The organism is Streptomyces rubradiris (assembly GCF_016860525.1).
In the GTDB taxonomy this organism is placed as follows: Bacteria; Actinomycetota; Actinomycetes; order Streptomycetales; family Streptomycetaceae; genus Streptomyces; species Streptomyces rubradiris.
The window spans coordinates 1,576,873-1,603,004 of the sequence record NZ_BNEA01000001.1; the positions used below are offsets into that span (position 1 = coordinate 1,576,873).

Here is a 26,132-nt window from a genome sequence, read left to right on the forward strand (position 1 = left end):
CTGTCCGAGAAGGGAACCGCCTCGTGATCGTCGTCGCCGGTGAGGCACTGATCGACCTGGTACCGCAGGGCCCGGGTGCCCTCGCGGACCTGAAGCCGGCGCCGGGCGGCGGCCCGTACAACACCGCCGTGGCCCTCGGCAGGCTCGGCTCCCCCACCGCCTTCTGCTCGCGGTTGTCGTCCGATCCCTTCGGTGAGGCCCTGCTCGACGGGCTGCGGCGGACCGGCGTCGACGTGTCCCTCGTACAGCGGGGGCCGGAGCCGACGACCCTCGCCGTGGCCACGCTCGACGCCGGCGGCTCGGCCGCGTACTCCTTCTATGTCGACGGCACCGCCGACCGTCTGTTCACGGCCCCCGCCGCGCTCCCCGCCGGGACGCGCGCGGTTTCCTTCGGTACCTGCTCGCTCGTCCTGGAGCCAGGGGCGAGCGCCTACGAGGAGCTGCTGCGGACCGCTGCCGGGCAGGGGCTGTTCACCGCGCTCGACCCCAATGTCCGGGCGGGACTGATCCCGGACGCGGACGCCTACCGCGAGCGTTTTCTGAGCTGGCTGCCCTCGGTGACGCTGCTGAAGCTGTCCTCGGAGGACGCGGCGTGGCTCGGCGGCACGCCGCGCGCCTGGCTGGCCGCGGGACCGGCGGCCGTCGTGATCACGCGGGGCGGCGACGGTCTGACCGTGTTCACCCGGGACGGCGGGGAGCATTCCGTGCCGGGTGAGAAGGTCGATGTCGTGGACACCATCGGGGCCGGCGACACGGTGAACGCGGCTTTGCTGCACGGACTGGCAGCCCGTGACGCGCTGTCCGCCGAAGCGCTGGCCGCCCTCGGGACGGAGGGCTGGACGCGGCTGTTGCGCTTCGCGGCCCGGGCGGCGGCGATCACCTGCTCGCGGGCGGGGGCCGAGCCCCCGTACGCGGGGGAGCTGGGTGATCCGGCCGCACTGTGAGCGGCTGTTCTTCCCTGTGCTGTTGACAAGGTACGACCGGGCCGGTGGTGGTGCGGGGACCTGCCGGGCCGCCGGACCGGGCCTGCTGGTGGTGGAACGAACGGCGCCCCGCGGGGAGTTCCCGCGGGGCGCCGATTTTTTGATGGGACGTCAGACCGGCTGCACCGAGCCGTCCTCCGGGCCCGTCGTCTCAGGAACTGCGGGTCCGCGTGGTCTTCTTCGCGGACGTCGCCTTCTTGGTGGCGGTGGCGGCCTTCTTGGTCGCGGTGGCGGCCTTCTTGGTCGCGGTGCTGTTGGCCTTGGTCTTGGCGGCGGTGCTGCCGGCCTTGGCCGTCACCGTCTTCTTCGCCGGTGCCTTGGCTGCGGCCGTCTTCCGGGTCCTGCCGCCGTTCTGTGACTTGACCTGCTGGGCGTCGCTGACGCGGTCGGCGCCGAGGATCTCCCGCAGGAACTTGCCCGTGTGGCTGGCCGGGACCCCGGCGACCTCCTCCGGCGTGCCCTCGGCGACGACCAGGCCGCCTCCGGCGCCACCCTCGGGACCCATGTCCACGATCCAGTCGGCGGTCTTGATCACGTCGAGGTTGTGCTCGATGACGATGACCGTGTTGCCCTTGTCGACCAGTCCGCCGAGAACCGTGAGCAGCTTGCTGATGTCCTCGAAGTGCAGACCGGTGGTCGGCTCGTCCAGGACGTAGACCGTGCGTCCGGTGGACCGCTTCTGCAGTTCGCTGGCGAGCTTGACGCGCTGCGCCTCGCCACCGGAGAGGGTGGTGGCGGACTGGCCGAGGCGGACGTAGCCGAGACCGACGTCGTTCAGCGTCTTCAGGTGGCGGGAGATCGCCGGGACCGCCTCGAAGAAGTGCATGGCCTCCTCGATCGGCATGTTCAGGACCTCGGCGATGGACTTGCCCTTGTAGTGGACCTCCAGGGTCTCCCGGTTGTACCGGGCGCCGTGGCAGACCTCGCACGGGACGTAGACGTCCGGGAGGAAGTTCATCTCGATCTTGATCGTGCCGTCGCCCGCGCAGTTCTCGCAGCGGCCGCCCTTGACGTTGAAGGAGAAGCGGCCGGGCAGATAGCCCCGGACCTTCGCCTCGGTGGTCTCGGCGAACAGCTTGCGGATGTGGTCGAAGACACCGGTGTACGTCGCCGGGTTGGACCGCGGGGTCCGGCCGATCGGCGACTGGTCGACGTGCACCACCTTGTCCACCAGGTCGTCGCCGTCGACGCGGGTGTGCCGTCCGGGGACGGTCCGGGCGCCGTTCAGCTCGCGGGCCAGGTGGGTGTACAGGATGTCGTTGACCAGGGTCGACTTGCCGGAGCCGGAGACACCGGTGACGGCCGTGAACACGCCCAGCGGGAAGGACACGTCGATGTCCCGGAGGTTGTTCTCGCGGGCGCCGTGCACGGTGAGCTGCCGGGACGGGTCGAGCGGCCGGCGCACGTCCGGGAGCGGGATCGACTTGCGGCCCGAGAGGTACGCGCCGGTCTGCGACTCGGTGTTGTCGAGCAGTTCCTTCACGGAGCCGCTGTGCACCACCTTGCCGCCGTGCTCACCGGCGCCGGGGCCGATGTCCACGATCCAGTCGGCGACCTTGATCGTGTCCTCGTCGTGCTCCACGACGATGAGCGTGTTGCCCATGTCGCGCAGCCGGACCAGGGTCTCGATCAGCCGGTGGTTGTCCCGCTGGTGCAGGCCGATGGACGGCTCGTCCAGGACGTACAGGACGCCGACGAGGCCGGAGCCGATCTGGGTGGCCAGGCGGATGCGCTGGGCCTCGCCGCCGGAGAGGGTGCCGGCCGCGCGGTTGAGCGAGAGGTAGTCCAGGCCGACGTCGACCAGGAAGCGCAGCCGCTCGTTGACCTCCTTCAGGACCCGCTCGGCGATCTTCTTGTCGCGGGCGCTCAGCTTCAGCTCGCCCAGGAAGTCCGCGCAGTCGCTGATCGACATCGCGGAGACCTCGGCGATCGACTTCCCCATGATCGTGACCGCGAGGACGATGGGCTTCAGGCGCGTGCCCTCGCAGGAGGGGCAGGGCACCTCGCGCATGTAGCCCTCGAAGCGCTCGCGGCTGGCGTCGCTCTCGGCCTCGCTGTGCCGGCGCTTGACGAAGGGCACCGCGCCCTCGAAGGGGGTGGTGTAGACCCGCTCGCGGCCGTACCGGTTGCGGTAGCGCACCTCGATCTGGGTCTTGTGGCCGTAGAGCAGGGCCTTCTTGGCGCGCTGCGGCAGGCCCGCGAAGGGGATGTCCGTGCGGAAGCCGAGGGCGTCCGCGAGGGCGCCGATCAGGCGGCCGAAGTAGTCCTTGGTGTGTCCGTGCGACCAGGGGTGGATGGCGCCCTCGTCCAGGGACTTGTCCTCGTCCGGGACGATCAGCTCCGGGTCGACCTCCATGCGCGTGCCGATGCCGGTGCACTCGGGGCAGGCGCCGAAGGGCGAGTTGAAGGAGAAGGAGCGGGGCTCCAGCTCCTCGAAGGACAGGTCGTCGTACGGGCAGTAGAGGTGCTCCGAGAACATGCGCTCGCGCTCGGGGTCGTCCTCGGGGAGATCCACGAAGTCGAGCACGACCATGCCGCCGGACAGGCCGAGGGCCGTCTCCACGGAGTCGGTCAGGCGCCGCTTGGCGGAGTCCTTCACCGTGAGGCGGTCCACGACCACCTCGATGGTGTGCTTCTCCTGCTTCTTCAGGGCCGGCGGGTCGGACAGCTGGACGGTCTGGCCGTCCACGCGCGCGCGGGAGTAGCCCTTGGCCTGGAGGTCGGCGAAGAGGTCGACGAACTCGCCCTTGCGCTCGCGCACCAGCGGGGAGAGCACCTGGAAGCGGCTCCCCTCGGGCAGCTCCAGGACCTTGTCCACGATGGCCTGCGGCGACTGGCGCGAGATCGGGCGGCCGCACTCGGGGCAGTGCGGCTTGCCGATGCGTGCGAAGAGCAGACGCAGATAGTCGTAGACCTCGGTGATCGTGCCGACTGTGGAGCGGGGGTTGCGCGAGGTCGACTTCTGGTCGATGGAGACCGCGGGGGAAAGACCCTCGATGAAGTCGACGTCGGGCTTGTCCATCTGGCCGAGGAACTGCCGTGCGTACGAGGAGAGCGACTCCACGTAACGGCGCTGGCCCTCCGCGAAGATCGTGTCGAAGGCCAGGGAGGACTTGCCCGACCCGGACAGGCCCGTGAAGACGATGAGCGAGTCACGAGGCAGGTCGAGCGAGACATTCTTCAGATTGTGCTCGCGCGCGCCACGGACGATGAGACGGTCGGCCACGCCGGTCCGCACCTTTCTTTGGAGAAGTGACAGGGGCGGGGCCCCCGTGCTTCTTCAGACTAGGGGGAGCCACTGACAACGTCGGGCGGATTGCCCGGTTGCATAACAATCCCCGGCCATCCAGCATGCCCGATGCCGCCACCGACGATATAGCACGTGCATTCGATTTGCGGGCGGGGTTCGTCACCTTCACCCGAAGGAGTGGCCGGGCTAGGGTCGGCGCCATGATGGATCACGCTCATGACCTGGCCTGTGTACGCGAGGCGACCGACCGGCTGCTCACCGCGGTTGCCGCACTGGACAACGCCGCGCTCGCCGGACCGTCACGGCTCCCGGGCTGGAGCCGCGGGCACGTCCTCGCCCACCTCGCCCGGAACGCGGACGCGCTCGTGAACGTCCTCAAGGGCCGGCCCATGTACCCGAGCGCCGAGGCGCGGGACGCCGACATCGAGGAGGGCGCGCCGCGTCCCGTGGAGGTTCAGGCCGCCGACGTCCGGGACAGCGCGGCCCGCTTCCAGGCGGCCGGGGAGGTGCCCGCGGACTGGACGCGCACGGTGGAGCTGCGCAACGGGGTCACCGACTCCGCGTCGCGGGTCCCGTTCCGCCGGTGGGTGGAGGTGGAGTTGCACCACGTGGACCTCGGGATCGGGTACGAGCTGGAGGACCTGCCGGCCGAGTTCGTGGAGCGGGAGACCGGCTTCCTCGCGGAACGGTTCTCCGGGCACTCCGATGTCCCGGCGGTCCGCCTCACGGACGGCACGCGCGCGTGGACCACCGGGCGCGGGGCCGACACGCCCGCGATCACGGTCACCGGCCGGCCGGCGGACCTGCTGGGCTGGCTCGCCGGGCGCCGCGACGGAGCGGCGCTGGAGGTGACCGGCGGGGAGCTGCCGAAGCTGCCTCCGCTCTAGGAGACCGTCCGCGGACCTGGGCCGTCCCCGGACCTGGCCGAGCGGCCGTGCGCGGGACCCGTCCCGCTATAGGCTGCGGACATGACGTACTCCGGAGAGGTCAAGGTCGGCGGACCGGCGGATGTGCACGAGCTGAAAGACCTGATGATCACCAAGATCGCGGTCGGCCCGATGGACAACAACGCCTACCTGCTGCGCTGCCGGGCCACCGACGAGCAGCTCCTGATCGACGCCGCCAACGAGGCGCAAACGCTCCTCGGCATGATCGGTGACGACGGCATCGCGTCCGTCGTCACCACGCACCGGCACGGTGATCACTGGCAGGCGCTCGCCGAGGTGGTCGCGGCCACGGGCGCGCGTACGTACGCCGGCCGCGAGGACGCCGCCGGCATCCCCGTGCCCACGGACGTCCTCGTCGACGACGGCGACGTGATCAGGGTGGGCCGGGTGGAGCTGACCGCGCGCCATCTGGTCGGTCACACGCCCGGTTCGATCGCGCTGGTCTACGACGACCCGCACGGCCACCCGCACGTCTTCACCGGCGACTGCCTCTTCCCCGGCGGTGTCGGCAACACTCACAAGGACCCGAAGGCGTTCGCCAGCCTGATCCACGACGTGGAGACGAAGATCTTCGACGTGCTGCCGGACGAGACATGGGTCTACCCGGGGCACGGCAACGACACGACGCTGGGCACGGAGCGGCCGCATCTGCCGGAGTGGCACGCGCGCGGGTGGTGAGCGGGGAACGGGCCCTTCACGGCCGGTCCGCCCGGATGGGTCCGCGGGCCCGCCCGCCCCCCTTGCCAGGCTCCCGGTGCTGAAGACAGTCGCGCTCGGGCGTATCCGGTCGTCCGCGCGCCCCGCGCGGGCACGTCGCACGCGCGCCAGGCGCGCACCGCGCACCGTACATGCTCCGGGCGCACACCGCCTCGGCACGCGCCCCGTGTGATTCCTTCGCCCGGACGGAGCCCCCGTGCGCACTCGCGGAGAACGGCGCTCCGCTGTCAACTGGTAGCAGCCCGCACAGGACACCGGTTCCTGAAGCGGTAGGGCCGCCGGTCTCCAACCCACCGCCCTCGGCCGGCGGCCCAGGCATTCCCGCGGGCCCGTGGGACACGCCCGGCCACGTTCACACAGCCGCAACACCCGTTCCCACTATGCGGACAACTACCGCTGTGACCTGGACAGATGCCGCGTTCGCTGCCACTCTCCCGCCATGCATCCTGCCCCTCGCACCCTGCGCCGCGCGGTCGCCGCCGCCACCGTAGCCCTGCTCGCCACCGCTGTCGGCTGTGCGCCGCAACCCGAGGAGAAGGCGTCCGCCACCTCGTCCGGGCCGGCGGCGAACAGCTGCGCCAAGGGCAAGCTCGCCACGAAGACGTCCGGGAAGCTGACGATCGCGACAGACGAACCGGCGTACGAGCCGTGGTTCAAGGACGACGAGCCCGCCAACGGCCAGGGCTTCGAGTCGGCGGTCGCCTATGCCGTGGCGAAGCGGCTCGGCTATGACAAGAGCGCCGTCGTCTGGCAGAGCGTGCCGTTCAACAAGGCGTTCGCGCCGGGGGTGAAGAGCTTCGACTTCGACATCAACCAAGTTTCGATCAGCGACGAGCGCAAAAAGGCCGTCGACTTCTCCTCCGGCTACTACGACGTGCGCCAGGCCGTCATCGCGCTCAAGGACAGCAAGGCGGCCAAGGCGACGAGCATCGCGGACCTGCGCGAGCTCAAGCTGGGTGCCCAGGTGGGCACCACGAGCCTCGACTACGTCACCAACCTGGTGAAGCCGGCCCGGCAGGCGGCCGTGTTCGGCAAGAACGACCAGGCCAAGTCCGCGCTGAAGAACGGTCAGGTCGACGCCGTCGTCACCGATCTGCCCACCGCGTTCTACATCACCGCGGCCGAGGTCACGGACGCGAAGATCGTCGGCCAGTTCGAGAACCAGGGCAGTGCGCCCGAGCAGTTCGGGCTCGTGCTGGACAAGGGCAGCGCGCTGACCCCGTGCGTGACCGCCGCCGTCGACGCCCTGCGCGAGGACGGCACGCTGGCCGGCATCGAGAAGCAGTGGCTCTCGGACGCCGTCGACGCCCCGGTGCTCAAGTGACGGTCGTCAAGGGCGAGCCGGTCCCGGAAGGGGCGGACGACACCGGTGGCATGACCGTTGGCGGCCCGGACGGCGACGGCTACGTGCCCTCCGAACGGCGGCTGGCCCGCGAACGCCACCGCCGCGCGCGTGCCCGTCGCGCCACGGCGATCGCGGCCGTGTCGACCCTCGTCACCGCGGCACTGCTCTACCTGGTCGTCGTCAACGCCCCCGGCTGGCCGCGCACCAAGGAGACCTTCTTCAGCGCGCACTACGCGCGCGAGGCGCTCCCGAAGGTCCTCGAAGGGCTGTGGCTGAACCTCCGGCTGCTGCTGGTCTGCGGGGCCGCCGTCCTGGTCCTCGGCATGCTGATCGCGATCGCGCGGACCCTGCGCGGCCCGGTTTTCTTCCCGCTGCGAGTGCTGGCGGCGGCGTACACCGACTTCTTCCGCGGCCTGCCGCTGATCATCAACCTGATGATCGTCGTCCTGGGCGTACCGGCGCTGCGGCTGCAAGGGGTGACGGTCGATCCGGTGCTGCTCGGCGGCACGGCGCTGACGCTGACCTACTCGGCCTATGTGGCGGAGGTGTTCCGGGCCGGCATCGAGTCCGTCCACCCCTCGCAGCGCGCGGCGGCCCGCTCGCTGGGCCTGACCAGCCGGCAGGCCCTGCGTCACGTCGTGCTGCCGCAGGCGGTGCGCCGTCAGGTGCCGCCGCTGCTCAACGACCTGGTGTCGCTGCAGAAGGACACCGGTCTGGTCTCCATCGGCGGTGCGGTGGACGCCGTGCGCGCGGCCGACATCATCGTGGGCCGCAGTCTGAACTACACGCCGTACATCGTCGCGGGGCTGGTCTTCGTGGCGCTGACCATTCCGATGACCCGGTTCACCGACTGGGTGACGGCCCGGATGGACCGTCAGCGGGCGCAGGGAGGCTCCCTGTGAGCACCCGGGGAGGATCGCTGTGAGCACGCTGGAGAACGCGCCCGGGGGCCACGGGCCCGTCCTGCGCATGGAGTCGGTCCGCAAGACCTTCGGCGGTTCGGTCGTCCTGCGGGACGTGCACCTGGAGGTCGCCCCGCACACGGTGACCGCGCTGATCGGCGCCTCCGGTTCGGGCAAGTCCACGTTGCTGCGCTGCGCCAACCTCCTGGAGGAGATCGACGACGGCGCGATCTGGCTGGACGGCGAGGAGATCACCGACCCGCGGGTGGACCAGGACGCGGTACGGCGCCGGATCGGCGTCGTCTTCCAGGCGTACAACCTGTTTCCGCACATGAGCGTGCTCGACAACATCACGCTCGCGCCGCGCCGGGTGCACGGGGTGGCCCGCGCGGAGGCCGAGGAACGGGCCAGGGAGCTGCTGGAGCGGCTCGGCCTGAACGGGAAGGCGGATGCCTACCCCGACCGGCTCAGCGGCGGCCAGCAGCAGCGTGTGGCGATCGTACGGGCCCTCGCGGTGCGGCCCCGGCTGTTGCTGCTGGACGAGATCACGGCCGCGCTCGACCCGGAACTGGTGGGCGAGGTGCTGGAGGTGGTCCGGGGTCTGAAGGAGGAGGGGATGACCATGGTGCTGGCGACGCACGAGATGGGGTTCGCGCGGGACGTCGCCGACCAGGTGTGCTTCCTGGACGGCGGGGTCGTGCTGGAGCGCGGCAGCGCCGGGCAGGTCTTCGGCGAGCCGCGGCACGAGCGCACCCGGCGCTTCCTGCGCCGGATCGTGGAGGCGGGCCGGCTGTAGTCCCGCGCGGGGGGTTACGCGTCCGCCCGCGCCGCTCCGAGCAGCGCCGCGACCCGCTCCACGCCGAACACGTAGCCCTGCACCCCGCAGCCGGCGATCACGCCGTCGGCGCGCTGGGAGACGTACGAGTGGTGCCGGAACGGCTCGCGCTGGTGGATGTTGGAGATGTGCACCTCCAGCACGGGCATGCCGTCGCAGGTGTTGAGCGCGTCCAGGATGGCGACCGACGTGTGCGAGTACGCGCCGGGGTTGATGACGATCCCGCAGTGCCCGAGCCGCGCCTCGTGGATCCAGTCGACGAGCTGCCCCTCGTGGTTGGACTGCCGCAGGTCCACCGTGCCGCCGTGGGCGGCCGCCGCCTTGGCGCACAGCGCCTCCACGTCGGCCAGTGTGTCCTTGCCGTAGATCTCGGGCTGGCGCTGGCCGAGCAGGTTCAGGTTGGGTCCGTTGAGGATCATGATCGGTGCGTTGGCCAGGGTGCGGGGCACGGTTCCTCCGGTCCGTCGGTGGGCGGCGCGTCCGCGTCCGCCGCTCGTCATGAACCGGTCTATCACGCCGTCCCGGGCGGACAGCCGGCCCTGTATGCCCGTCTCCACGGCGCGCACCACCGGTCTCGTGATCACCTCCGCACGCCCCCGTAACTCCCGATCACGACGGGTAGTTGACCCCATATGCACGATGTACAGACCGTGAACAGGCCGTCCATGCCGCGGCTCGCCGCCGCTTCGCTCGCCGGGACGGCGATCGAGTTCTACGACTTCTTCGTCTACGGCACCGCGGCGGCCCTGGTGCTCGGACCGCTGTTCTTCCCGACGTTCTCGCCCGTGGCGGGCACGCTGGCGGCGTTCGGGACGTTCGGGGTGGGGTTCATCGCCAGACCGCTGGGCTCGGTGCTGTTCGGGCACCTCGGGGACCGGCGCGGCCGGCGGCCGGTGCTCGTCGTCTCACTGCTGCTCACCGGCGCCGCCACGGTCGCGGTCGGCTGTGTGCCGTCCTATGACACGATCGGCATCGCCGCGCCCCTCCTGCTGCTCCTCCTGCGCTTCCTCCAGGGCCTCGGGCTCGGCGGGGAGTGGGGCGGCGCGGTGCTGCTGACCGCCGAGCACGCCCCCGCCGGACGGCGCGCCCTGTGGTCGAGCTTTCCGCAGATGGGCCCGGCGCTCGGTTTCGGGCTGGCCAACGGGGTGGTGCTCGCGCTGTCGACGGCGCTGTCCGACGCGGAGTTCGCGCGCTGGGGCTGGCGCGTGCCGTTCTGGGCGGCCGGAGCGCTGGCACTGGCCGGTCTGTGGCTGCGCTCGTCCCTGGCGGAAAGCCCCAGCTTCCTGGAGATCGACGACCACGCGCGCGTGCCGTTCTTCGAGGTCGTACGCCATCACGGGCGGCTGGTGCTGCTCACGGCCGGGGCGCTCGCCGTGGGCTACGCGGTGTTCTACGCGGTGACGACCTGGTCGCTGGCGTATGCGACGGAACGGCTCGGCGTGAGCCGTACGGTCATGCTGACGTGTGTCATGGGTGCGGTGCTGGTGCAGGGCGCGCTCGTGCCGGTCGTGGCGCTGTTCGCCGACCGGTTCGGGCGCCGGACGATGTGTGTGGCGGGCTGCGTGGCGTGCGCCCTGTGGATGTTCCCGATGGTCGCGCTGCTGGCGACCGGAGAACCGCTGCTGATGTTCCTGAGCATCCTGGGCGCCCTGCTCACCTTCGTCACCGCGTTCGCGGTGGTCGCCGCCTATCTGCCGGAGCTGTACGAGCCGCGGGTGCGCTGCACGGGCGCCGCCGTGGGCTACAACCTGGGCGGGGTCCTCGGCGGCGCCCTCACCCCGATCGTGGCCACGGCGCTCGCCGAGCGTGGCGGGCGGGTGCCGTGGGGCGTGGGCGCGTATCTGACGGGGATCGCGCTGATCAGCCTGGTGTGCTTCACGCTGCTGCCGGAGACGCGTCCGGTGCCCGTGGCGGCGGTGCAGCCGAAGCCGGTCACGGGCTGACCGGACGTGCCCGCGCGCGGGCCGTCGGCTAGGGGTTGACCGCCAGTTCCAGGTAGGCCGCGAACAGCACCAGATGGACGCCACCCTGGAGCGGTGTGGCCCGGCCGGGTACCACGGTCAGGGAGCTGACCACCACGGTCAGCGCGAGCATCAGCATGTGGGTCGGGCCCAGGCCGAGGACGAGCGGCCCGGACAGCCAGACGGAGGCGAGGGCCACGGCGGGGATGGTCAGGCCGATGCTGGCCATCGCTGAGCCGAGCGCGAGGTTGAGGCTGGTCTGCACCCGGTCCCGGCGGGCGGCGCGCAGTGCGGCGATCGTCTCGGGCAGCAGGACGAGCAGGGCGATGATCACACCGACCACCGCGTGCGGCAGGCCGGCCGCCGCCACCCCCGACTCGATCGTGGGCGACACCCCCTTGGCCAGGCCGACCACGCCCACCAGGGCGAGCCCGAGCAGGCCCAGGCTGATCCAGGCCGTGCGCGCCGAGGGGGGTGACGCGTGGTCCTCGCCGCTGATCGCCTTGCCCTGCCGGGTGACGGGCAGGAAGTAGTCACGGTGCCGCACGGTCTGGGTGGTCACGAACAGTCCGTAGAGGATCAGTGAGGACAGCGCGGCGAAGGTCAGCTGGACGGTGGAGAACTCGGGTCCGGGCTTGCTGGTGGTGAAGGTCGGCAGCACCAGGCTGAGCGTGGCCAGCGTCGCCACGGTCGCCAGCGCGGCGCCGGTGCCCTCGGGGTTGAAGAGCGCCGTGCCGTGCCGCAGGGAGGCGACGAGGAGGCTGAGCCCGACGATGCCGTTGCAGGCGATCATCACGGCGGCGAAGACGGTGTCCCTGGCCAGTGTGGAACTCTTGTCGCCACCGTCGGCCATGAGGGTGACGATCAGAGCGACCTCGATGATCGTGACGGCGACGGCGAGCACCAGGGAACCGAAGGGCTCGCCGACCCGGTGCGCGACCACCTCGGCGTGGTGCACCGCCGCCAGGACGGAACCGGCCAGGACGAGGGTCACCAGGGCGACCAGGGCGCCGGGCAGGCCCCGGCCCCAGGTGAGGGCCAGCAGGACGACGGCGAGCACCGGCACGAGCGTCGTCCATTGACGGGTGAGCGACCGTAGCCGAGTGATCATGCGGCGATGGTCGCAGAGGCGTACAGGGTTCGCATTCCGTTCTTTTCGGATACCTCTCATCCTTTCCGGTGCGGGGTCCGGTGCCGGTGGGACCGGAGGCGCCTTATGGCGAGACCTCGCCCAGGAGGCTGGGCGAGGTCTCGGACTTCCGTGACGGTGCCGGCGGACGGCGCGCCGTCACACGTCGACGCGCTCCCTCGGGGCGTCCTCGCCCTCGGCGTTCGCCTCCTGCTTCCTGGTGGCGAGCAGGCTGGTGACCGTGGTGACGGCGAGAACAGCGCAGATCACGCCGAGCGAGACGGGGATGCTGATCTCGGGAACGTGGACACCGGACTCGTGCAGGGCGTGCAGGACGAGCTTGACGCCGATGAAGCCGAGGATGACCGACAGCCCGTACGACAGGTGGACCAGCTTCTTGAGCAGTCCGCCGATGAGGAAGTACAGCTGGCGCAGCCCCATCAGGGCGAAGGCGTTGGCGGTGAAGACGATGTACGGGTCCTGGGTCAGGCCGAAGATCGCGGGTATGGAGTCCAGGGCGAACAGCACGTCGGTGGTGCCGATGGCGAGCATCACGACCAGCATCGGGGTCATGACGCGCTTGCCGTTCTGCTGGATCCACAGCTTGGTGCCGTGGTAGCGGTCGGCCACGCCGAACTTGCGCTCGGCGGCCTTCAGGAGCTTGTTCTCCTCGTACTCGTCGTCCTGCTCTTCCGCGCGCGCCTCCTGGATGAGCTTCCAGGCGGTCCAGATGAGGAACGCGCCGAAGAGGTAGAACACCCAGGCGAAGCTGGCGAGGATCGCGGCCCCGGCGGCGATGAAGACGGCCCGCAGGACCAGGGCTATGAGGACGCCGACGAGCAGCACCCGCTGCTGGTACTGGGTGGGCACCGCGAACTTCGCCATGATGAGGACGAAGACGAACAGGTTGTCGACACTGAGGGACTTCTCGGTGATGAAGCCCGCGAAGAACTCGCCGGCCGGCTGTCCGCCACCGAAGACGAGGAGGCCGAGGCCGAAGAGGCCGGCCAGGGTGATCCAGACGACCGTCCAGACACCCGCTTCCTTGATCGACACCTCATGCGGCTTGCGGCCGATGAAGAAGTCGACCGCGATCAGAGCGGCGAGACCCACGATGGTGAGGACCCACAGGCCCATGGAGACTTCCACTGCACCTCCGGCATTGCGTGACGGCAAACACATCAGCGTTGTCGCTGCCGGAGGTCTCTTCCGCCCGGGACGGGCCGACGCCCCGGGACCGGAACCGGTCCGTATTGACGGGTGCGCCGCAGTAAGGAGTACTCCCCTCCGTACGGAAGACAGTACCCCAAGCACCAAGGAAAGGTAAAGAGTTTAGTAAAGTAAATACCAAGACCGCAGGTCAGAGGCTCTTTACCAACGCTTGGTGCGGGTTCCGCTTCTCTCGCGGTGCCGAGCCCTGTGGGCGGGCTCCCTGACTCAGAGGTGCTGGCGGATCGCCGGCATGAGGTCCTGGAAGGTGCGGCCGTTGGCCGGGGCGCCGAGGGCGGTCATCGTCCAGCCGGAGCCCGCGCGGTGCACCTTGGCCATGATCTGAGCGGTGTAGTCGCCCCCGCCGGCCAGGGTGTAGCGGGCGAGTTCCTGGCCGTTGGTCTCGTCCACGAGTCGGCAGAACGCGTTCTGCACCTCCTGGAACGTCTGGCCGGTGAAGGAGTTCACCGTGAAGACGATCTGGTCGATGCGGGCCGGGACGCGCTGCAGGTCCACCAGGATCGCCTCGTCGTCGCCGCCCTGGCCGGCACCGCCGACGAGGTTGTCACCGGTGTGGCGCACCGAGCCGTCGTCGCTCACCAGGTGGCGGAAGAAGACGACGTCCTGCGGTTCCTGTCCGGCGAAGAGGACCGCCGAGGCGTCCAGGTCCACCTCGCGGGTGCGGGTGCCGAACAGGCCGCGCCGCTTCGCCGCCTGCCAGCCGAGCCCCATGCGGACCGCGGTCAGGGTGGCCCCGTCGTTCTTCTCCAGGCTGATGGCCTGGCCCTTGGACAAGTTGACGGACACGGCTGAATCCCCTCTCGACAGTCCCTGCTGCCGCGCCGGGCCGTCGCGCGACGCGGTTGTTCAGACCCTACGCAGGGCGACCGCCGGTACCGACCCCGGCCCGCGCTTTGTGTCGGTGTTGCAACACTTGGCACATAAATGCCGAGGTCGGCGGAGCCGAGTGGTCAGGCGAGGCCGGCCTCTCGCATCTGACGCAGCTCCTTCTTCATCTCGGAGACCTCGTCGCGCAGCCGGGCCGCGATCTCGAACTGCAGCTCAGCGGCGGCGGCGCGCATCCGCTCGGTCATCTCCTCGATCTGCTCGGCCAGCTCGGCCGCCGGACGGTCCGTGGGCACCGCCTTGCCCTTGGCGGCCTTGCCGGCCCTCGCGCCCTTGGCCGCCTTGTCCCCGAGCGACGGAACGGGTGCCTTCGCCCCCTTGCCGTCCTTCGTCTTGCGGTACCCGGAGCCGAGGAGCTGTTCGGTGTCGACTTCCTCGCGGGCGATCTGCGCCACGATGTCGTTGATCTTCTTGCGCAGCGGCTGCGGATCGATGCCGTTGGCCTTGTTGTAGGCGATCTGCTTCTCCCGGCGGCGGTTGGTCTCCTCGATGGCCTTCTCCATCGCCGGGGTGATCTTGTCGGCGTACATATGGACCTCGCCGGAGACGTTGCGCGCCGCGCGGCCGATGGTCTGGATCAGCGAGGTGCCGGAGCGCAGGAAGCCCTCCTTGTCGGCGTCCAGGATCGCCACCAGCGACACCTCGGGCAGGTCCAGGCCCTCACGGAGGAGGTTGATGCCGACCAGGACGTCGTACTCACCGGCGCGCAGCTCGCGCAGCAGCTCGACGCGGCGCAGGGTGTCGACGTCGCTGTGCAGATAACGCACCTGGATGCCGAGTTCCAGGAAGTAGTCCGTGAGGTCCTCGGCCATCTTCTTGGTCAGCGTGGTGACGAGGACCCGCTCGTCCTTCTCGGTGCGCTTGCGGATCTCGTGCACCAGGTCGTCGATCTGACCCTCGGTGGGCTTGACGACGACCTGCGGGTCGACCAGGCCGGTCGGGCGGATGATCTGCTCCACGACGCCGTCCGAGCGGGACAGCTCGTACGCGCCCGGGGTGGCCGAGAGATAGACGGTCTGCCCGATGCGCTCCTGGAACTCCTCCCACTTCAGGGGGCGGTTATCCAGGGCGGAGGGCAGGCGGAAGCCGTGGTCGACCAGGGTGCGCTTGCGGGAGGCGTCGCCCTCGTACATCGCGCCGATCTGCGGGACGGTGACGTGCGACTCGTCGATGACGAGCAGGAAGTCGTCCGGGAAGTAGTCCAGCAGGGTGTTGGGCGGGGAGCCGGGGGAACGGCCGTCGAAGTGCATCGAGTAGTTCTCCACGCCGGAGCAGGTGCCGATCTGGCGGAGCATCTCGATGTCGTACGTGGTGCGCATCCGCAGCCGCTGGGCCTCCAGGAGCTTGCCCTGCTTCTCCAGCTCGGCCAGGCGCTCGGCCAGTTCCTTCTCGATGTCGTTGACGGCCCGCTCCATGCGCTCGGGGCCGGCGACGTAGTGGGAGGCGGGGAAGACGTACAGCTGCTGGTCGTCGCTGATGATCTCGCCGGTGATCGGGTGGAGCGTGGACAGCGCCTCGATCTCGTCGCCGAACATCTCGATGCGGACGGCCAGCTCCTCGTAGACCGGGAAGATCTCGATGGTGTCGCCGCGGACCCGGAAGGTGCCGCGGGTGAACGCCAGGTCGTTGCGCGTGTACTGGATGTCCACGAAGCGGCGCAGCAGCTCGTCCCGGTCGATCTCGTCGCCGACCCTGAGGGGGACCATGCGGTCCACGTACTCCTGCGGCGTACCGAGGCCGTAGATACAGGACACCGAGGCGACCACGACGACATCGCGGCGGGTGAGCAGCGAGTTGGTGGCGGAATGGCGCAGGCGCTCGACCTCCTCGTTGATCGAGGAGTCCTTCTCGATGTAGGTGTCCGACTGGGGGACGTACGCCTCGGGCTGGTAGTAGTCGTAGTACGACACGAAGTACTCGACCGCGTTGTTCGGCAGCAGCTCGCGGAACTCGTTGGCGAGCTGGGCGGCCAGTGTCTTGTTCGGCGCCATCACGAGCGTGGGGCGCTGGAGCTTCTCGATCATCCACGCCGTGGTGGCGGACTTGCCGGTGCCGGTCGCGCCCAGGAGGACGACGTCCTTCTCACCGGCCTGGACGCGCCGGGCCAGGTCGGCGATGGCCGCCGGCTGGTCGCCGCTGGGCTGGTAGGGGCTGACGACCTCGAAGGGCGCCACCGTGCGTTCGATGTGGGAAACGGGCCGCATGTCATCCACCGTACGACCCCGCACTGACAACCGGTTCCGATCAGCGGTTCTGCGGGGTGCGGGGGCGGTGGTGCGCGGCTCGGCGGACCGGCCCGTGCTCCTGGTGGACTGCGGGGCCATGGACCGCGTGGGAGGCGACGGCGGCGGCCGGGACACCCGGTTTGTGCTCGACCGGCGACCACTCGGACCCGCCCACGACCATCAGCGGGTCGAAGACCACGACGACACCGGCGATGAGCAGGAAGGCGAGCGGGCCGATCAGCATCGGCGCGAGCGAGGACGCCGCGGACCCGCCGTCGGCGGGATGCGGGGCGCTGTCGAGGTGGACGCCGAGGGCCGCCATCCCGGTGTAGTGCATGCCGCTGACCGCGAGCCCCATGACGAGGCTGGCACCCACGCTCCACGCGAAGCCCCGCACCTGTCCGGCGGCCCACAGGGCGGCGGTGGCGGCCACGACCGCTATGACGACGGAGGCCGCGACGGTGTAGGTGTTGTAGGTGAACTGCCCGTGGAAGCGGACGCCCGCCATGCCGAGATAGTGCATCGAGGCGACGCCGAGGCCGGTGATCGTGCCGCCGGTGAACAGCGGGGCGCCGGTGGCGCCCCGGTAGCCGACGATGAAGATGCCGATGCCGACCATGACGATGGCGAGCCCGAGGCTCGCGTAGGTGAGCGACTTGTCGTAGTGGATCGGCGTCTCCTCGATGGTGAAGCCCATCATGGCGACGAAGTGCATGGTCCATATGCCGGAGCCGATCGCCGCCGAGCCGAGGGCCAGCCAGGCGGGGCGCCGGGAGTGCGTGACCAGCAGCGACCGTGTGGTGCAGCGCAGGCCGAGGGCGCCACCGAGGCAGGCCATCAGGTAGGCCACCACCGGGGTGACGGCCCCGTAGCTGAATCCGTCGACCGTGCCTTGCATCCGCGGCTGCCCTTCCGCCTTCTTGCGTCCCGGAATACCTGAATATGCCCCCGTCCCAGGACGGCGCGGGCGGTCAGGGTTGTCGCAGAGAGTATGACTCGCACCGGAATGCTCGAACGACTCTCCGGCAAAGAAACACGCCCTTGCCGCAGATGTGCGTCACCGGTGAGCGGACTCGGGGCGCCTGCGTCGGTATGTGGCCATCCTGCGCGGGTGCCGTTGACGCTTTGCTGTCAGTCTGGTGCTGTCGGTATCCCCGACGGGAGGAGTACGCATGTACGCGCGCGCAGTCGCCGGGACGGTCATCGCGGCCCTGGGAGCGGCGACGGTCCTGCTGAGCACCGGTTCCGACGCCCGGGCGGGCGACGGGGCCGTGCCCACCGTGATCGCCCACCGGGGCGCCTCCGCCTACGCCCCCGAGAACACCCTGGCCGCCATCGACAAGGCCGCCCAGCTGGGCTTCTCCTGGGTGGAGAACGACGTCCAGCGCACCAAGGACGGCCAGCTGGTGGTCCTCCACGACGACTCCCTGGCACGCACAACGAACGTCGAGGAGGTGTTCCCCGAGCGGGCCCCGTGGAAGGTGCGGGACTTCACCGCCGCGGAGATCGCCCGGCTCGACGCGGGCAGCTGGTTCTCCTCCACGTACGCGGGCGCGCGCGTGCCGACGCTGAAGCAGTACATGCGCCGGGTCGAGCGCAACCACGAGAAACTGCTCCTGGAGATCAAGAATCCTGAGCTGTACCCGGGCATCGAGAAGCAGACGCTCAAGCTCCTCCGCAACGAGCGCTGGCTGGACGGCCGGCACCGGAACCGGCTGATCATCCAGAGCTTCAGCGCCGACAGCGTGCGGACCGTCCACGAACTGAAGCCCGCGGTCACCACGGCGTACCTGGGTACGCCCGCCGTGACGGAGCTGAAGGACTTCGCGCGCTTCACGGATATGGTCAACCCCCAGAACGGGTCTCTCACCGCGGAGTACGTCTCGGCGGTGCACGGCCTCCGCGGTCCGCACGGCCGGCCGCTCAGAGTGTTCACCTGGACGGTGGACACCGCGGCCGGCGCCCGCCGGGTCGCCGGCTACGGAGTCGACGGGATCATCACCAACAAGCCGGACGTGGTGCGGGACGCCCTGAGTTCGAGCTGACCGGCGAGCGTTGTCAGTGCCGGGTCGTACCGTGGGCGCATGGACAGCCTTGGGCACGATGAGCAGCGGGTCGTATGGGCCGTGGTCGGTACGGACATCGGCCCGCTGATGCTGGCGGCGACCCGGGACGGCCTGGTCAACGTGGTTTTCCACGCTTCGGGAGCGGCGCGCGACCGGGCGCTTCAGCGGCTGGCCGCCCGACTGGGCGGCCGGCTCGTGGAGGATCCGGACTCCCCGTTGCTGGCGGAGGCGATACGCCAGCTGCGGGCGTACTTCGCGGGCGAGCGGCACAGCTTCGACCTGCCGCTGGACTGGTCGCTGAGCTCCGGGTTCAACCGGCAGGTGCTGCGCGAGCTGGCGTCCGGTGTGCCGTACGGCAGCGTGGTCGGGTACGGCGATTTGGCGGGGCGGGTCGGGCAGCCCGGCGGGGCGCAGGCGGTGGGGATGGCGATGGGATCCAATCCGCTGCCGGTCGTGGTGCCGTGCCACCGAGTGGTGGAGAGCGAGGGCGGCATCGGCGGTTTCGGGGGCGGGCTGGAGACGAAGCGGAAGCTGCTCGCCCTGGAGGGCGTGCTGCCGGAGCCCCTGTTCTGACCGGCTCCGGGTGCGGCTGGTCGTAGGGCCGGCCTCGAAGACCTTGCCGTAGGTACGGCTCGTCGTAGTGCCGGGTCGCGAAGACCTTGCCGACGGGTGCGGCTCGTCGTAGTGCCGGGCCTCGAAGACCTCGCCGACGGGTGCGGCTAGTCGTAGTGCCGGGCCTCGAAGACGTTGCCGTCGGGGTCGCGGAAGTAGAAGCTGCGCGTGGCGTCGCCGCGGGCGCCCGACAGGCCGGGGTCGATTCCGGACACCGGGACGCCGTGCTCCTCCAGGCGGGCGCGCAGGTCGTCGAAGGCGTCGGCCGGCAGGGCCAGGCAGATGTGGTTGACCGGGTGACCCGCGCTGTCGGCCGAGCCGGGCAGCATCCTCATCCGTGCGGCCAGGCTGTGCGGGGCGAGATCCAGAATGGTCTCCTCGTTGACACGGACGGACGGGAAGGACGACTCCCCGTTCGTGTACTCGGCGACGCCGACCGGTTCCAGGCCGACAGCCGTCTCGTAGAAGGCCGCCGCGGCGACCGGGTCGGTCACCCACAGGACGACGTGGTCGAGACGCGTGCTGTTCTTCGTCATACGCACCAGGCTGGTGGCCTCTCGGGCGACCCACAAGCGTTTAGCCGGGGCCGGGGCCCGCCAGAGATGAGACAGGACCGACGGGCAGGAGGCGGGCACATGGTGCTGGTGATGCCGGAAGAAGTCCGGGAGGCGATCGGCGCGCGGCGACCGGTGGTGGCCCTGGAGTCCACGATCATCGCGCACGGCCTGCCCCGCCCGCGCAACCTGGAGGTGGCACTCGAACTGGAGGAAGCGGTACGGCGGGAGGGTGCCGTGCCCGCGACCGTCGCCGTGCTCGACGGGCGGCCCCGGATCGGTCTGGGCAAGGAAGAGCTGGAACGGGTCGCGAACGAGGACATACGCAAGCTGGGCCACCGCGATCTGCCGCTCGCCGTGGCGGCGGGGGCGAGCGGGGCGACCACCGTCTCGGCGACGGCACAGCTGGCCGCGCTGGCGGGCATCCGGGTGTTCGCCACCGGCGGGCTGGGCGGTGTGCACCGGGAGTGGACGGTCACCCAGGACGAGTCGGCGGACCTGGGACTGCTGGCGCGCACCCGGATCACGGTGGTGTGCGCGGGCGTGAAATCGATCCTGGACGTGCCGGCGACGCTGCAACGCCTGGAGACGCTGGGCGTGGCCGTCGCCGGATACCGCACGAACCGGTTCCCGGGCTTCTATCTGGCGGACTCGGGGCAGCCGGTCGACTGGACGCTGGACACTCCGGAGCAGGTGGCCGCGGTCATGCGCGCGCAGGACGCGCTGGACGCCCCGGGGTCGGCGCTGATCGTCGCCAATCCGGTCCCGGAGGCGGAGCAGCTCGATCCCGCTCTGCACGCGCGCGTGCTCGCCGACGCGCTGCGCGCCTGCGCGGAGCAGGGCGTCACCGGGCAGGCGGTGACACCGTTCCTGCTGGACCACCTGGTACGGCACACCGATGGTGCCTCGCTGCACGCCAACCTGGCCGCGGTGCGCGGCAACGTACGGCTGGCGGCGCGGATCGCCACGGAGTGGGCCAGGGGGTGAGCGCGGACCGGAACGGAAGCCTGCTGGTCGTCGGGGACGTGGTCACCGACGTGGTCGCCCGGCACCGGGGGCCGCTCGCGGCCGGCACCGACACGGCCGCCGCGATCCGGACGCTGCCGGGCGGCGCGGGCGCCAACGTGGCCTGCTGGGCGGCGTACACGGGCGCGGCGGACGTGCGGCTGCTGGGGCGGGTGGGCGCGGACGCGGTGGCCTGGCACGAACGGGAGCTGGTCGCGGCCGGGGTGCGGCCCCGGCTGGTGGTGGATCCGCAGGCGGCGACCGGGACGGTGATCTGCCTCGTCGACACGGGTGTGGCGGCCGAGCGGACGTTCCTGACGGACAGCGGGGCGTCCTTGCGGCTGGACCCCGCCGACTGGTCGGACGCGCTGCTCGACGGGGTGGCCCGGCTGCATTTGTCGGGCTATCTGCTGTTCACGGAGTCGAGCCGGGCACTCGCCGGGACGGCGCTCGCGGCGGCGCGTGTGCGAGGGGTGCCGGTCAGTCTGGATCCGGCGTCGGCCGGCTTCCTGGTGGAGCTGGGGGTGGAGCGTTTTCTGGCGTTCGCGCAGGGGCTGGACGTGCTGCTGCCCAGCCGGGACGAGGCGTGCCTGCTGACCGGCCTGCCGGATCCGGCGGACGCGGCGGCCAAGCTGAGCCGTCTGGTGCCGTTGGTCGTGGTCAAAGCCGGGGCGGACGGGGCGCTGGTGGCCCGGCGCGGTGCCGTGCCCATCCGGGTTCCGGCCCTGCCCGTGGCGCCCCGCGACACCACGGGTGCGGGTGACGCTTTCACCGGCGCGTTCCTCGCCGCCCTGCTGGCGGGCGCGGGCCCGGAGGAGGCGGCGGCGCGGGGCTGCCGGGCGGGTGCGGAGGCGGTCCGCCGGGTGGGCGGCAGACCGCCGCACCGGGACGGCGGGAGCTGAGCCCCGTCGCGGGCCGGCTCGTCGCCCCGATCGTGCCGGGGCGCGGCGGCCTGCGGGATGTCCGAAGACTTGGAGGGTTGGGCCGGAAGCAGGTCCGATCATCCGGTCGCCCGGATCTCCCGGTTCGGCCGTCGTTTGTCCACAGGCGGGAACCAAGCGGAACTCCCTGTTCCCACAGGCTTCCACGCGCTTTTCCCAGGACTGGCAGACTTGCGGGACGAGGCGCGGAAGCGTCGCGATCGGAGATCCACGCGAGGAGATCCAGATGTCCATGGCAGGGAATCTGCGGAAGGTCACGGGGCTGGGCAGCGTCGGTGGCCTGCGCAAGGTGGCACGGCTGGCCCGGCGTCGGCCGCGCGTGGACCTGAGCCATCCCGCCAGATCCCCCCTGGGCTCCTCGGTGGTCAACTGCGTGACGTATCAGGACGGCGTGCGCGTCCCTGGGTGTACCGATCTGGTGGATGCCGTGCGGCTGGTACGCAAGACCGGTGAGGGCTTCGTCTGGCTCGGGCTGCACGAGCCGACGGAGCGTGAGTTCGTCGGCGTCGCCGAGCTGTTCGACCTGCACCCACTGGCGGTGGAGGACGCGGTCGAGGCCCATCAGCGGCCGAAGCTGGAGCACTACGGGGACACGCTCTTCGCGGTGTTCAAGACCGTCTGCTACGTGGAGCACGAACGGCTGACGGCGACCAGCGAGGTGGTGGACACCGGCGAGATCATGGTGTTCGTCGGCGAGGACTTCGTGATCACGGTGCGGCACGGACGCCATGGCTCCCTCGGCCCGCTGCGCGAGGAACTGGAGACGGACCCGCAGCAGCTCGCCAAGGGGCCGGCGGCGGTGCTGCACGCGATCGCCGACCATGTGGTCGACGACTATCTGAACGTCACGGACGCGGTGCAGGGCGACATCGACCAGGTCGAGACGGAGGTGTTCTCGGAGAACGGCGCGCGGCTCGACCCCGGCCGTATCTACCAGATGAAGCGTGAACTGCTGGAGCTGAAACGGGCGGTGGTGCCGCTGGGCCGCCCGGTGGAGGATCTGGCGACCCGGCCCATCCGGGTCGTCGACCCGGAGATACAGGCGTACTTCCGGGATGTGCTCGACCATCTGATCCGGGCCAAGGAGCAGATCGCCGCGTTCGACGAACTGCTCAACTCCATTCTGCAGGCGCATCTGGCGCAGGTGACCGTCGCGCAGAACGAGGACATGCGGAGGATCACGGCATGGGCCGCGGTGATCGCCGTGCCGACGATGGTGTGCGGGATGTACGGCATGAACTTCGACCACATGCCGGAGTTGCACTGGCGGTTCGGCTATCCGCTGGTCATAGCCGTGACGGCGGCGGCGTGTCTGGCGGTGTACCGGGGCTTCCGGCGCAACGGCTGGCTCTGAGCGGGCCCCGGGGTCACACGGCAGCGGTACGACCGTGAGTACGGCTCCAGGACGCCGGCTCCCACGGCCGCCCGGCTGACCCGGCGGCCTGTCCGTCCATCGGGTCAGCCGCTCCGGGCGGGCCGGTCAGCCGTTCCAGGCGGGGTGACGCGGGTCGTCGGCGCGGACCAGCACGTCCGCCGTGCCGGCCGGGTCGGCTTCGGCCTCGTAGCGCTCGAAAGCGGGAAGGGTCCAGTGGTCGGCCTCAGGGGTGCGGCGGCGCAGAGCGCCCGGGGAGAGGAGGAGATGCACGGTCAGATCGAAGGGAAACCAATGACGCAGCAGGAGAGGACCGTGGAGCAGGAGGATCCCGCCGGGCGGGAGTTGGGCATAGGGGCTGCGGGTGGCCCGGTCCGTGACCGGGTCCCATAGGTCGGGCAGGACCCGCCCGCTGCCTCCGGGATCGAGCGGGCCGAACACCTCCCGCCACAGGGCGCCGGTGTCGAACCACCCGCTGTAGTAGGACTCCACGTCACGGCGACCGTGCTCCAGGCGCAGCGAGGCCGGGCGCAGGAAGCCCTCCGTGCCGATGAGGAGGGACGGACGGCCGCGGACGCGCAGCGCCTCGCCGACACGCCTGGCCAGGTCTCCCGGCTCGGCGGCCGGGGCACCGTCGAAGCCGACGCGCGGCCAGTCCCCTCCGTCGGCCGGCACCACGTCGGCCAGCCGGTCGGCGAGCCGCTCGGCCAACCGGTCCCAGGTGATCGCTTCGAGTCGCACGAAGCCCATGATGCCGGGTGGCCCGGTGGGGCGACGAGGACGGTCGGGCACCGACGCCGACCAGGCCATGGGCCGGAGCAGGTCAGTCCGGTGGCGGAGGACAAGGACGGGGAGGCCGATAAGCAGATGTGGCACCGGAAGGAAGGGAGGACGCATGGACGGGGGTGAGAGGCGTGCGGGTGCACGGGGAAAGTCACGGCAAGAGGCACGGCACCGGATCGCGCCGGCCGTGGAGAGGGTGCTGCGGGCCTGGCAGGAGAAGAAGGTGGTGGCCGTGGAAGCCGTGGCGGCCACGGGCTGAGCAGCCGGCGGGCGGAAGGCGGGGACCGCGGGCGCGAGCGGGCCTGCCGGAGCCATGGGTGCGAGCGGGCCTGCCGGCATCACGGTCGGGCCGTCGGTTCCGCCGCCGGCGTCGCTTGTGCACGTATGAAGCGCCGTCTGTCCGCGCATGGGCGCCTTCTGATCCCAAGGTCGCGTGCAACCCCGGCAGAAAGCGCTGTCCGCCGCTCTGCGCGGGGGCCCGTGGGGACGTATCGTGGCCGGAAGAGTGCTGCCCGATGTCGGACGGACCTTCGCACACCCGGCGCCTGTGGTGCCCCGTACGCGAGGAAGACGCCATGGCCGATCCCAAGGGGTTCATGACCACGCCGCGCCAGGAGTGGCCGCGGCGGCCCGTCGAGGAGCGGGTGCGGGACTGGGACGAGGTGTACGTCCCGGGAGCGCTGCTGCCCATCATCAGCGAGCAGGCCGACCGCTGCATGGACTGCGGCGTCCCGTTCTGCCACCAGGCCTGTCCGCTGGGCAATCTCATCCCCGAGTGGAACGACCTGGTCTCGCGGGAGGACTGGCGAGCCGCCTCCGACCGGCTGCACGCCACCAACAACTTCCCCGAGTTCACCGGCCGGTTGTGCCCGGCACCGTGCGAGTCGGGGTGTGTGCTGGCGATCAACCAGCCGGCCGTCACCATCAAGAACGTCGAGTGCGCGATCGCCGACCGGGCGTGGGAGGAGGGCTTCACACCGGCCCGGCCGCCCGAGCGGCTGTCCGGGAAGACGGTCGCCGTCATCGGCTCCGGACCCACCGGGCTGGCCGCGGCGCAGCAGTTGACCCGGGCCGGGCACACGGTCGCGGTGTACGAGAGGGACGACCGGATCGGCGGGCTGATGCGGTACGGCATCCCCGGGTTCAAGATGGAGAAGCGGCATCTGGAGCGGCGGATCGGGCAGATGCTGGCCGAGGGGACGAAGTTCCGCACCTCGACAGCGGTCGGCCGGGATGTTCCGGCGGCCGAGCTGCGAGGCCGGTACGACGCGGTGGTGATCGCGACCGGCGCCACGGCGTGGCGGGAACTTCCCGTACCGGGCCGGGAGTTGAACGGAATACACCAGGCGATGGAGTATCTGCCGCTGGCGAACCGGGTGTGCGAAGGGGATCTGGAGGTCTCGCCACTGTCGGCCGCCGGCAAGCACGTGGTGATCGTCGGCGGCGGGGACACCGGGGCGGACTGCCTGGGCACGGCGGTGCGCGAGGGGGCCGCGTCCGTCACCCAGCTGGACATCTACGCCCAGCCGGGCGCGGAGCGCGACGAGGACAGCGACCCGTGGCCGACGTATCCGAAGATCTACCGGCTGTCGGCCGCGCACGAGGAGGCGGGGGAGCTGCGGACGGCGCCGGCGGCGGACGCGGACGCCCGGCTGTTCGCGGCGTCCACGCTCCGCTTCACGGGGGACGAGAGGGGGAATGTACGGTCACTGCATCTGGTGGAGGTCGACGAGCGGCGGCTTCCGCTGCCGGGCACCGGACGGGCGCTCCCGGCCGACCTGGTGCTGCTCGCCCTGGGGTTCTCCGGGCCGGACCGGGAGGACGGTCTGATCGAACAGCTGGGGCTGGCGCTGGGGCCGCGCGGCACGATCGCCCGGGACGACGGGTTCGCGACCAACGTCCCCGGGGTGTTCGCCGCGGGGGACGCGGCGCGCGGGCAGTCGCTCATAGTCTGGGCGATAGCGGAGGGCCGGGCGGTCGCGGCGGCCGTCGACCGCTATCTGACGGGGAGTTCCCGGCTCCCGGCTCCGATCACCCCCGCTGACCGGCCGATGACCGTCTGAGCGACGGCACCGCCGAACGCGCCCAGGGCTCCGCCCGGGCAACGCGTACCACCCGGCTGCCCCTCCCCATGACCGCCCGGGCAACCCGCACCACCCGGCTCCCTCCCACAGCGCCTGGGCAACCCGCGCCACCCGGCTCCCCCCACGACCGCGCGGGCAACCCGCACCACCATGCTCCCTCCACGACCAACCGGACGACCGGACGACCGGACGACCGGGTGTCACCGGCTCTGCCGCCGCACGGGCCCGACCGGCTTCGCCATCCCCCAGGCCGGACCGCCTCCGCCACCCCACGAGCCCGCATCCATCCGTCGGCCCACCCTCCGC

Annotated in this window: 23 protein-coding genes; 14 read left to right on the top strand and 9 right to left on the bottom strand. The window is 70.9% G+C overall.

Translation table 11 applies throughout. The features are described 5' to 3' along the window. Window positions 1–23 precede the first annotated feature (23 nt). Window positions 24–944 carry a carbohydrate kinase family protein gene (locus Srubr_RS07325; RefSeq protein WP_189996709.1) on the top strand — a complete coding sequence of 307 codons (921 nt, stop codon included), beginning with the start codon at window positions 24–26 and terminating at the stop codon, window positions 942–944. 190 nt (window positions 945–1,134) lie between these two features. Here Srubr_RS07325 and uvrA read toward each other — a convergent pair whose 3' ends face one another. Then, window positions 1,135–4,209: an excinuclease ABC subunit UvrA gene (gene uvrA / locus Srubr_RS07330; protein ID WP_189996708.1), complete on the bottom strand. Its 3,075-nt coding sequence runs from the start codon at window positions 4,207–4,209 to the stop codon at window positions 1,135–1,137. 224 nt (window positions 4,210–4,433) lie between these two features. Between uvrA and Srubr_RS07335 the strand changes: the two genes are divergently transcribed. The 5 genes from Srubr_RS07335 (at window position 4,434) to Srubr_RS07355 (ending at window position 8,940) form a co-directional block, all read left to right on the top strand. After that, on the top strand, window positions 4,434–5,120 hold the full coding sequence (locus Srubr_RS07335) for a maleylpyruvate isomerase family mycothiol-dependent enzyme (protein ID WP_189996707.1): 687 nt from the start codon (window positions 4,434–4,436) through the stop codon (window positions 5,118–5,120). Window positions 5,121–5,201: 81 nt separating this feature from the next. Further along, window positions 5,202–5,858 (top strand): MBL fold metallo-hydrolase, encoded by a 657-nt coding sequence (locus Srubr_RS07340; RefSeq protein ID WP_189996706.1) that lies wholly within the window; start codon window positions 5,202–5,204, stop codon window positions 5,856–5,858. Between the two features lie 478 nt (window positions 5,859–6,336). Further along, on the top strand, window positions 6,337–7,221 hold the full coding sequence (locus Srubr_RS07345) for an ABC transporter substrate-binding protein (protein WP_189996705.1): 885 nt from the start codon (window positions 6,337–6,339) through the stop codon (window positions 7,219–7,221). Then, window positions 7,218–8,144: an amino acid ABC transporter permease gene (locus Srubr_RS07350; RefSeq protein WP_189996704.1), complete on the top strand. Its 927-nt coding sequence runs from the start codon at window positions 7,218–7,220 to the stop codon at window positions 8,142–8,144. The genes Srubr_RS07345 and Srubr_RS07350 overlap by 4 nt, the downstream gene beginning before the upstream one ends. A 67-nt stretch (window positions 8,145–8,211) precedes the next feature. Continuing rightward, window positions 8,212–8,940, top strand: coding sequence for an amino acid ABC transporter ATP-binding protein (locus Srubr_RS07355; protein WP_189996737.1), 729 nt, complete (start codon window positions 8,212–8,214; stop codon window positions 8,938–8,940). Between the two features lie 14 nt (window positions 8,941–8,954). Here the strand turns inward: Srubr_RS07355 and aroQ are convergent, their stop codons facing one another. Further along, window positions 8,955–9,428 (bottom strand): type II 3-dehydroquinate dehydratase, encoded by a 474-nt coding sequence (aroQ, locus tag Srubr_RS07360; protein WP_189996736.1) that lies wholly within the window; start codon window positions 9,426–9,428, stop codon window positions 8,955–8,957. Between the two features lie 183 nt (window positions 9,429–9,611). Between aroQ and Srubr_RS07365 the strand changes: the two genes are divergently transcribed. Continuing rightward, window positions 9,612–10,922: an MFS transporter gene (locus tag Srubr_RS07365; RefSeq protein WP_229926744.1), complete on the top strand. Its 1,311-nt coding sequence runs from the start codon at window positions 9,612–9,614 to the stop codon at window positions 10,920–10,922. Between the two features lie 28 nt (window positions 10,923–10,950). On the opposite strand, the gene Srubr_RS07370 is transcribed toward Srubr_RS07365, so the two are convergent. The 5 genes from Srubr_RS07370 to Srubr_RS07390 form a co-directional block, all read right to left on the bottom strand. Further along, the gene (locus Srubr_RS07370; protein ID WP_189996703.1) at window positions 10,951–12,051 is read right to left on the bottom strand and encodes a calcium:cation antiporter; all 1,101 of its coding nucleotides are present in this window, start codon (window positions 12,049–12,051) and stop codon (window positions 10,951–10,953) included. A gap of 177 nt (window positions 12,052–12,228) precedes the next feature. Next, window positions 12,229–13,218 carry a TerC family protein gene (locus Srubr_RS07375; protein WP_189996702.1) on the bottom strand — a complete coding sequence of 330 codons (990 nt, stop codon included), beginning with the start codon at window positions 13,216–13,218 and terminating at the stop codon, window positions 12,229–12,231. Between the two features lie 288 nt (window positions 13,219–13,506). Then, the gene (locus Srubr_RS07380) at window positions 13,507–14,085 is read right to left on the bottom strand and encodes a TerD family protein (protein WP_189996701.1); all 579 of its coding nucleotides are present in this window, start codon (window positions 14,083–14,085) and stop codon (window positions 13,507–13,509) included. 164 nt (window positions 14,086–14,249) lie between these two features. Beyond that, window positions 14,250–16,388 carry an excinuclease ABC subunit UvrB gene (gene uvrB / locus Srubr_RS07385; protein ID WP_189996700.1) on the bottom strand — a complete coding sequence of 713 codons (2,139 nt, stop codon included), beginning with the start codon at window positions 16,386–16,388 and terminating at the stop codon, window positions 14,250–14,252. A 40-nt stretch (window positions 16,389–16,428) separates the two neighbouring features. Further along, window positions 16,429–17,307 (bottom strand): MHYT domain-containing protein, encoded by an 879-nt coding sequence (locus Srubr_RS07390; RefSeq protein ID WP_189996699.1) that lies wholly within the window; start codon window positions 17,305–17,307, stop codon window positions 16,429–16,431. Window positions 17,308–17,581: 274 nt separating this feature from the next. On the opposite strand from Srubr_RS07390, the gene Srubr_RS07395 reads away from it, so the two are divergent. Together Srubr_RS07395 and Srubr_RS07400 are read left to right on the top strand one after the other, a co-directional pair. Beyond that, complete coding sequence (locus tag Srubr_RS07395) at window positions 17,582–18,454, top strand: glycerophosphodiester phosphodiesterase (protein ID WP_189996698.1); 873 nt, start codon at window positions 17,582–17,584, stop codon at window positions 18,452–18,454. Window positions 18,455–18,493: 39 nt separating this feature from the next. Next, window positions 18,494–19,048 (top strand): methylated-DNA--[protein]-cysteine S-methyltransferase, encoded by a 555-nt coding sequence (locus tag Srubr_RS07400; protein ID WP_189996697.1) that lies wholly within the window; start codon window positions 18,494–18,496, stop codon window positions 19,046–19,048. Between the two features lie 146 nt (window positions 19,049–19,194). On the opposite strand, the gene Srubr_RS07405 is transcribed toward Srubr_RS07400, so the two are convergent. Next, complete coding sequence (locus Srubr_RS07405; protein ID WP_189996696.1) at window positions 19,195–19,623, bottom strand: VOC family protein; 429 nt, start codon at window positions 19,621–19,623, stop codon at window positions 19,195–19,197. Window positions 19,624–19,722: 99 nt separating this feature from the next. On the opposite strand from Srubr_RS07405, the gene Srubr_RS07410 reads away from it, so the two are divergent. The 3 genes from Srubr_RS07410 to Srubr_RS07420 all read left to right on the top strand — a co-directional run bounded on the left by Srubr_RS07410 (window position 19,723) and on the right by Srubr_RS07420 (window position 22,941). Beyond that, entirely contained in the window at window positions 19,723–20,628 is a 906-nt protein-coding gene (locus Srubr_RS07410; RefSeq protein ID WP_189996695.1) for a pseudouridine-5'-phosphate glycosidase, read from the top strand. After that, window positions 20,613–21,548 carry a carbohydrate kinase family protein gene (locus tag Srubr_RS07415; protein ID WP_189996694.1) on the top strand — a complete coding sequence of 312 codons (936 nt, stop codon included), beginning with the start codon at window positions 20,613–20,615 and terminating at the stop codon, window positions 21,546–21,548. Before Srubr_RS07410 ends, Srubr_RS07415 begins: the two co-directional genes overlap by 16 nt. 265 nt (window positions 21,549–21,813) lie before the next feature. After that, window positions 21,814–22,941 carry a magnesium and cobalt transport protein CorA gene (locus Srubr_RS07420; protein WP_189996693.1) on the top strand — a complete coding sequence of 376 codons (1,128 nt, stop codon included), beginning with the start codon at window positions 21,814–21,816 and terminating at the stop codon, window positions 22,939–22,941. Window positions 22,942–23,067: 126 nt separating this feature from the next. On the opposite strand, the gene Srubr_RS07425 is transcribed toward Srubr_RS07420, so the two are convergent. After that, window positions 23,068–23,700 carry a nucleoside/nucleotide kinase family protein gene (locus Srubr_RS07425; protein WP_189996692.1) on the bottom strand — a complete coding sequence of 211 codons (633 nt, stop codon included), beginning with the start codon at window positions 23,698–23,700 and terminating at the stop codon, window positions 23,068–23,070. A gap of 154 nt (window positions 23,701–23,854) precedes the next feature. On the opposite strand from Srubr_RS07425, the gene Srubr_RS07430 reads away from it, so the two are divergent. Together Srubr_RS07430 and Srubr_RS07435 are read left to right on the top strand one after the other, a co-directional pair. Then, entirely contained in the window at window positions 23,855–24,001 is a 147-nt protein-coding gene (locus Srubr_RS07430; protein ID WP_189996691.1) for a hypothetical protein, read from the top strand. Window positions 24,002–24,317: 316 nt separating this feature from the next. Then, window positions 24,318–25,805, top strand: a complete 1,488-nt coding sequence (locus Srubr_RS07435; RefSeq protein WP_189996690.1) for a glutamate synthase subunit beta — start codon at window positions 24,318–24,320, stop codon at window positions 25,803–25,805. Window positions 25,806–26,132: the final 327 nt, after the last annotated feature.

Bases quoted from the DNA above. Each gene is read 5' to 3' on its own strand.
- Srubr_RS07335 (WP_189996707.1), top strand. From the start codon at position 4,434: ATGATGGATCACGCTCATGACCTGGCCTGTGTACGCGAGGCGACCGAC.
- Srubr_RS07340 (WP_189996706.1), top strand. From the start codon at position 5,202: ATGACGTACTCCGGAGAGGTCAAGGTCGGCGGACCGGCGGATGTGCAC.
- Srubr_RS07345 (WP_189996705.1), top strand. From the start codon at position 6,337: ATGCATCCTGCCCCTCGCACCCTGCGCCGCGCGGTCGCCGCCGCCACC.
- Srubr_RS07355 (WP_189996737.1), top strand. From the start codon at position 8,212: ATGGAGTCGGTCCGCAAGACCTTCGGCGGTTCGGTCGTCCTGCGGGAC.
- Srubr_RS07365 (WP_229926744.1), top strand. From the start codon at position 9,612: ATGCACGATGTACAGACCGTGAACAGGCCGTCCATGCCGCGGCTCGCC.
- Srubr_RS07370 (WP_189996703.1), bottom strand. From the start codon at position 12,051: ATGATCACTCGGCTACGGTCGCTCACCCGTCAATGGACGACGCTCGTG.
- uvrB (WP_189996700.1), bottom strand. From the start codon at position 16,388: ATGCGGCCCGTTTCCCACATCGAACGCACGGTGGCGCCCTTCGAGGTC.
- Srubr_RS07390 (WP_189996699.1), bottom strand. From the start codon at position 17,307: ATGCAAGGCACGGTCGACGGATTCAGCTACGGGGCCGTCACCCCGGTG.
- Srubr_RS07395 (WP_189996698.1), top strand. From the start codon at position 17,582: ATGTACGCGCGCGCAGTCGCCGGGACGGTCATCGCGGCCCTGGGAGCG.
- Srubr_RS07400 (WP_189996697.1), top strand. From the start codon at position 18,494: ATGGACAGCCTTGGGCACGATGAGCAGCGGGTCGTATGGGCCGTGGTC.
- Srubr_RS07405 (WP_189996696.1), bottom strand. From the start codon at position 19,623: ATGACGAAGAACAGCACGCGTCTCGACCACGTCGTCCTGTGGGTGACC.
- Srubr_RS07410 (WP_189996695.1), top strand. From the start codon at position 19,723: ATGGTGCTGGTGATGCCGGAAGAAGTCCGGGAGGCGATCGGCGCGCGG.
- Srubr_RS07420 (WP_189996693.1), top strand. From the start codon at position 21,814: ATGTCCATGGCAGGGAATCTGCGGAAGGTCACGGGGCTGGGCAGCGTC.
- Srubr_RS07430 (WP_189996691.1), top strand. From the start codon at position 23,855: ATGGACGGGGGTGAGAGGCGTGCGGGTGCACGGGGAAAGTCACGGCAA.
- Srubr_RS07435 (WP_189996690.1), top strand. From the start codon at position 24,318: ATGGCCGATCCCAAGGGGTTCATGACCACGCCGCGCCAGGAGTGGCCG.